Genomic DNA, 6,396 nt, shown 5'->3' with positions numbered 1-6,396 from the left:
GATGGGCCCGCGTGAGTGGGTCATGGCCAAGGCGCAGTTCGCCGTCATCTTCGGCGAGCGCTTCACCCGGGCCATGGCGGCCTGATGTTCAACCCGCCGCTCACACACGGAATTTCCGATAGTCCCGCTCGGCATCGTGCAATCGGCGTTGTTCGCGCCGATCCACGAGACCATCCACCTGACCGCATTCCGCTCGCGCCGGACCAACGCCGTCGTCGGCTGGCTGGTGGCCTGCCCGTCGCTCCTGAACTGGCACTTCTACACGGCCTTCCACTTGGCCCATCACCGCCATACCCAGGACCCCGAGCACGATCCGGAACTCGCGTTGCTGCCCCCCTCCACCCTCGACGCCTATGTCTGGCGCGTGATGGCGCTGCCCTACTGGCGCACCCGCCTCCAAGTGGCTGCGGCCGGCCTGCGCGGCGATCTTTCGGCCTACCCTTTCATCACGGAGCGCGCCGCGCCGCGCATCATCCGGTCGCTCCGGCTGATGTGCGCCGTCCTGCTCGGCGTCTCGGTTCTGGCCATGGTGCTGGTCGGATGGTGGGCGCCCCTGGTGTTCTGGATCGGTCCGCAGCTCCTCGGGCAGCCATTCCTGCGGCTCTACCTGCTCACCGAGCACACGCTCTGCACCATGGACAACAACGGCCTGACCAACACCCGCACGACCTTGACCAACGGCCTGATGCGTCTGCTCATGTGGAACATGCCGTTCCACACCGAGCATCACCTCTACCCGTCGATCCCGTTCCACCGCCTGCCGGACGCCCACGCGGCGATGCGCGAGCGGCTCGTCGTGCTGCAGCGCGGCTACGCCAAGTGGCATGTCGGCTTCGTCCGGACGTTGCGCCCGTGACCGGCTGGGCCAGCGCCGCCGGAACCTTCGCCCTCGGCGATCTGCCCCTCCAATCGGGCGGCGTGCTGGAGGGGGCGCAGCTGCGCTGGAAGACGCACGGAACCCTCGCCCCCGGGCGCGACAACGTCGTGCTCTACCCGACGAGCTACGCGGCCCAGCATCCCGACCTCGAATGGCTGATCGGCCCGGACGGCGTGCTCGATCCGGAGCGGTGGTTCATCGTCATCCCGGACATGTTCGGCAACGGCCTGTCATCGAGCCCATCCAACACGCCGGACTGGCCCGGCCTCGTCACCGCCTGGGAAAACGTCCACGCCCAGCGCCGCCTCCTCGCCGAGACCTGGGGGATCGCGCGGCTGCACGCCGTCTACGGCTGGTCGATGGGCGCGCAGCAAGCCTACCATTGGGCGGCCCTGTTCCCCGAGCAGGTCGCCCGGGCGGTGATCATTTGCGGCAGCGCCCGCACCGCCACCCATAACCGCGTGTTCCTGAAGGGCCTCATGGCGGTGCTGGAGGCCGCGCCCGAGTATCGCGGCGCGGGCCGCTTCTCGGCCGAGCCCGCCGCGTCCCTCCGGGCCTTCGGGCGCATCTACGCCGGCTGGGCGCTCAGCCAGGACTTCTACCGGGCGGACCTGCACCGGACTGCGCTCGGCGCGCCGGACCTCGACACCTTCCTGCGCACCGACTGGGAGGAACGCTTCGCCCGGCGCCCGGCGGCCGACCTCTACGCGCAGCTCTGCACCTGGGACGCGGGCGACATCAGCCGCGATCCACGCTTCGACGGCGACCTGACGCGGGCGCTCGGCGCGATCACGGCCAGGCTGCTGCTGATGCCCGCGGAGACCGACCTCTACTTCCGCGTCGCCGACAATGCGGCCGAACTGCCCGCCCTGCGCGACGCCATCCTGCGGCCGATCCCCAGCATTTGGGGCCACCGCGCCGGCAATCCCTCCACCAACCCGGCCGATGCGGCTTTTCTCCGCGACACGGTACGGGCGTTCCTCGGATCATCCGAAGACATATAAGCGCCGGACCTTCGCAGGCTTGCGAAGCGGCACGTTCCCATGTCCGTCCCGAGCCGGGAACCAGCGTTCCCGTGATCCGACCCACGACGTTTGTCTCAGCGTCCGCCTTCGCGATGCTGCCTGGCTTGAATGGACGGCGACATCGGGCGCGAAACCGAAGGGCCGGTGTTACGCCGAGTGGCGATCCAGCATCGCGTAGTCTGGCCGGAAGTGGCCTGTCCGCTTCGAAGCAGAAACGCGGACGGCCCATCCTCGCCATGATGCGATCAGGACATGGCGTTGCGTGCGATTTGGAAGGCGGACGATTGCTCAGAGGAACGCCATAGCCGACGCAAGGCAGCGGCGAATGCCCGACCGTCCGACGTTACGCCTGTAACCTTATCGCCGACGGGCGAAACGCTGCGGTCATGCGCAAGGCGCAGACACCCGGTCAGGAGCAGGGACTGTCGTTCACCACCGAGCACGGAACAGTGCAGCGCGTGCGACCGACCAGAACCTGCTTTGTCGCCGTCACAGGTCCTCCATGAAAATCCTCTTTGCCGCTACGCCGGCCGCCGGCCACCTGAATCCGCTGCTGGCCATCGCGCGCATGGCCTTGGCGCGCGGCGACGAGGCGCTGGTGGCCACGGCCGGGTACCTCCGCCCGTCCGTCGAAAAGTCCGGTGCCCGCTTCCTGCCGCTCGCCGCCGGCGCTGACATCGACCTCACGCGGATCGAGGACGTGTTGCCCGAGCGCGCAAATCTACCCCCGGGCCCGGAGCAGCTCCGCTACAATTTCGAGCGTATCTTCCTCGATCCGATGCGGGCTCAGGCCGAGACGCTGCGCAGGATCATCGCGTCCGAACGCCCCGACATCATCGTCGTGGACAATCTGTTCTTCGGCGCGACGGCCCTGTTCCTGGACGAGGGGACACCCCGGCCACCGATCGTCGCCTGCAGCATCACGATCCTGGTGGCCGACAGGCCGGATGGAGCTCCGACCATGATCGGGTTGCCGCCGGCACGCGACGAGGCGGCGCGCGCGGCATACGCGGCCATCGCCATCGAAGCCGAACGTCTATTCGGTGCGCCGGTCCGCGCTTACGCGGATGCCAAACTTGCCGAGATGGGCCTGCCGCCGTTGCCGTGCTCGGTGCTGCATTCGCGCCATCTCATGGCCGACGCCGTCTTTCAGACGACCGTACCGGCGTTCGAGTACGATTTCGGGGGGCTGCCCGACCACGTCCGGTTCGTAGGCGCCCTGCCCCCTCCGCCTCAGCGGGACGCTGCCCTGCCGGACTGGTGGGGCGAACTCGACGGGTCCAAGCAGGTCGTGCTCGTAACCCAGGGGACAGTCGCCAACGCCGATCTCGGCGAGCTGATCGAGCCGACCCTATCGGCGCTCGGCACGCGCGACGACCTGCTGGTGCTCGTCACCACCGGCCTCCGACCGATCGGGAACGTGCGCGGACCGATCCCGAAGAACGCTCGTCTTGCCGAGTTCCTCGATTTCGCGGCGCTCCTGCCGAAGGTCGACGTGCTGGTCACCAATGGCGGTTACGGGACTGTGCAGCTGGCTCTTCAAGCCGGCGTACCGATCGTGGCAGCGGGGCGCACCGAGGACAAGGCCGAGGTCGGCGCCCGGGTGGCGTGGTCGGGCGTAGGCCTCGAGATCCCGTCGCAGCGGCCGGAGGCTCGAGACCTGCGCGTGGCGGTCGAGCGGGTCCTGACCGTGCCCTCCTTCGTCGAGCGCGCGCGGTCGATCGCGGCGGATATGGCGGCGATCGATACGTCGGCAGTGATCCTTGGAACGCTGGACCGCCTCGTCGCCGAATCCAAGGCGACCTGATCCGGTCCGAGATTCCCGGCACCACGAGACATCGTCTCTGCCCTGACGGAGGCACGCCGGCGACGCCGGAGCGGCCATCGAAGGGCCGTGAGCCCGTCAGGGCGGGACGGCCGCCCGTTCGGGACCCGGCGTCCCGGCGCGTGGCCTTCCCCACAAACCGGTGGTGCTGCGCTTGCAGGGTTGGCGACGGGCCGCCCCGTTTCCCCGAATGCTGACCGGAAGCGCCCAGAGGCGATCGCGCGGCATCCGCCGGCATTCCCCCGTCGACCGTCCTCCCGCACGCTCGCAGCGACGGTTTTGACGCCGGCCCTCGATCGGCGCGTCTCTGCCTCAATGCCCGGTCGTATCGACGATCAGCAACCCGCGCGTCTTGCCCGAGGTGCTGTTGCGCGTCGCGACGGCGCGCCACAGGCGCTCGCTGTCGACCAGGAACGGCCGGTAGTCGCCGTTGACATCGCCGACAAAGACGAGGTCCGCGTCCGGCAGATATCCGAGGATCGGCGAGAAATGCCCGGCGCCGCGTCCGAACAAGGGGCCGCGATGGAAGTTGACGACCAGCCGCTTGTCGGGGTCGTTGCCGCCCTTCATCAGATCGCGGAACGCCGGCAACGTGAGATCGCGCACGACATGGACCGGGCGGTCGAGCCGCCTTCGCATCAGGTCGGCCAGCTCGTCCAGCGTCAGCCCATTCACGAGCACGCCGAACCAGGGCTGGAACGCCGTCCCCCGGAGCACGTCGGCTTGCGAGAAGTCGACGCCGAGGGAGCGGAGCAGGTTCGCCACCGTGGCAGGACCGCAGAAGCTCGGATTGCTCTGGTACTCGTAAGGCCGTCTCCGGTAAGCCGCCGCCACCGGTAAGGCCCAGGCCCGCGCCAGCAGCGCAGGATCATGAAAGTCCGGCCGCGTCGCGATCGACGTGACGGACGCGTAGGCGTTCGGCCTGAGGAGACGCGGGCCGACGCTGGCCGCGCCGGCCAGGAGAACGGCCGATCCGAGGAATGCGGCCACACGGCGCTTCCAGACCCGGTCTCGACGAACCTGTTCGGCCACCATGCGGAGGAATCCCGATCCCTTTGAGATTGCGCCCGGCCGCTCTGGGGCCAGGGCGATGGCGAACAGGCGCAGGACGACGCGCGCGCCGCGCACGGGCTGAAACGCGCCGATCCGCGCCGCGCCGGATGTCGCAGACCGGCGCGCCTCGACGATCGCGCGCATGAAATCCTGTTGGTGCAGCCGCCGCCGCTTCGAGGTTCGGGATGTCTTCCGGTCCGAAGGTGAAGCTCGGCAGTCGGGAGCCTTCGTAGGCGAGGTGCGTGAGGCGGGGGATGCCCCCATGCGGCGGACCGAGGATGTCGGCGCGAGGACCCTCGGATGCCGAAGCTACACGATCATGTCGGACGTGGAGCCGATGGTTACCGTTTTAACACGCGGTCCGCCGGGGCGTCGGCTGCGTGCCGAAGGACACGTCCGGCGCGCACCGGACGCGCGCGTCAGATGTTCCGGCATCGCGCGGTGAGCCGAGCGGCGGTGCAGCGCGGCCAGCACGTGGTAGTCGGCGAGCGCGGTCACCATCGCTACGCCGATCAACAGCATCGCCAGGTTCAGGACCGCCATGCTCCAGTGGAGCAGGCGAGCCGGCAGGTTGAAGCGGGTGGAGCGGTCATAGGCCAGCTCCTTGGGCCGTCGCTGCAACTGCAGCACTCGGGGTCTTCGCCTCGCCTGCCCGGCGCGTGAAGGATCGGGAATAGGCAGCTGGGCGGGCGCGCAACAGCGGGTCGTCGGATGGCCCGATTCCGTCTGGCAGGACGAGCGGATCGAAATCGATGTCCCGGCAGTTGCCCGCCTCCTCGGGCGTGCGCACCGGAAAGACCGGGATGGTGTTCACGCCGGTGCGCTATTCCTCCCCGTGTGGGAGCCGAAAGCGCCGGGCGAGGCTTCGCACAGTCGCTTCGGCGTTGGCCGCGGGGGGCTGCCCGCCGGCCGGAGCCACCCGCCCCCCGACGGGTGTCACGCAGCCTTCCGGGCGGACTGGATCCCCTTGAGGCGAACGAGCCCGAGAAATCGGGCGCCGCGGCATGAGCGAGGACTTCAACGGCGGCGTCCCCATCGCCGCTCGATGCGGGGATTCCGATCTTCGAATTGCGGCACCCTGGCCCCCTTCATACCCGGCGTCTGGCGCTAGCGGCCCCGGAGAACGGCCGACATCTTGGCCGCCGTGCCGAGGACAGCCATGCCGAGCGAGATCACCCTCTTCGAGGCCCGGCGGGTCATCACGATGAACCCATCGCGGCCGTACGCGACGCACGTCGCCGTGCGTGACGGATACGTGCTGATGGTCGGGACGGAAGACGAGTTCGACGGGCTCGATGCAGTTCCCGATCGGCGTTTTGCCGACAAGGTCATCCTTCCCGGCTTCGTCGAGGGACACGCCCACGTCATGGAGGGCACCCTCTGGCGCCAGACCTATGTCGGGGCCGGCGACCGCCGCAGTCCGGACGGACGCCGCGTGCCGGGCCTGCGCGATATCGGGGCCGTCGTCGCCCGGCTTTCGGACGCGGACCGGTCCATCGCCGACCCGGACCAGCTGCTCTACGGGTGGGGCTTCGATCCGCTGCATCTCGGCGGCGCACGCCTGACCCGGCACGATCTCGATCGGGTCTCCACAACCCGGCCGGTCATGGTCCACC

At 69.2% G+C, this 6,396-nt stretch carries 4 protein-coding genes and 2 pseudogenes; 4 read left to right on the top strand and 2 right to left on the bottom strand.

What is annotated here, in order from left to right:
- Positions 1–118: 118 nt before the first annotated feature.
- The 3 genes from FV242_RS32105 (at position 119) to FV242_RS32095 (ending at position 3,709) form a co-directional block, all read left to right on the top strand.
- Positions 119–856, top strand: coding sequence for a fatty acid desaturase (locus FV242_RS32105; RefSeq protein ID WP_147941761.1), 738 nt, complete (start codon positions 119–121; stop codon positions 854–856).
- Entirely contained in the window at positions 853–1,881 is a 1,029-nt protein-coding gene (locus FV242_RS32100) for an alpha/beta fold hydrolase (protein WP_147941760.1), read from the top strand. Before FV242_RS32105 ends, FV242_RS32100 begins: the two co-directional genes overlap by 4 nt.
- Positions 1,882–2,404: 523 nt before the next feature.
- Complete coding sequence (locus FV242_RS32095) at positions 2,405–3,709, top strand: glycosyltransferase (protein ID WP_147941759.1); 1,305 nt, start codon at positions 2,405–2,407, stop codon at positions 3,707–3,709.
- A gap of 330 nt (positions 3,710–4,039) precedes the next feature.
- Here the strand turns inward: FV242_RS32095 and FV242_RS35050 are convergent, their stop codons facing one another.
- Positions 4,040–4,924, bottom strand: a complete 885-nt coding sequence (locus FV242_RS35050) for a phytochelatin synthase family protein (RefSeq protein WP_187278656.1) — start codon at positions 4,922–4,924, stop codon at positions 4,040–4,042.
- A 309-nt stretch (positions 4,925–5,233) separates the two neighbouring features.
- Positions 5,234–5,323 (bottom strand): annotated as a pseudogene (locus FV242_RS32085) (cytochrome b); the annotation flags it as partial.
- A 616-nt stretch (positions 5,324–5,939) separates the two neighbouring features.
- On the opposite strand from FV242_RS32085, the pseudogene FV242_RS32075 reads away from it, so the two are divergent.
- A pseudogene (locus FV242_RS32075) lies at positions 5,940–6,396 on the top strand (amidohydrolase); the annotation flags it as partial.

It is taken from the genome of Methylobacterium sp. WL64 (assembly GCF_008039945.1).
Classification (GTDB): domain Bacteria; phylum Pseudomonadota; class Alphaproteobacteria; order Rhizobiales; family Beijerinckiaceae; genus Methylobacterium.
The sequence above is the reverse complement of the archived record's forward strand: the minus strand, read 5'-3'. Positions and strand labels throughout refer to the sequence as shown.

Coding starts and splice junctions, on each gene's coding strand:
- FV242_RS32095 (WP_147941759.1), top strand. CDS start 2,405: ATGAAAATCCTCTTTGCCGCTACGCCGGCCGCCGGCCACCTGAATCCG.
- FV242_RS35050 (WP_187278656.1), bottom strand. CDS start 4,924: ATGCGCGCGATCGTCGAGGCGCGCCGGTCTGCGACATCCGGCGCGGCG.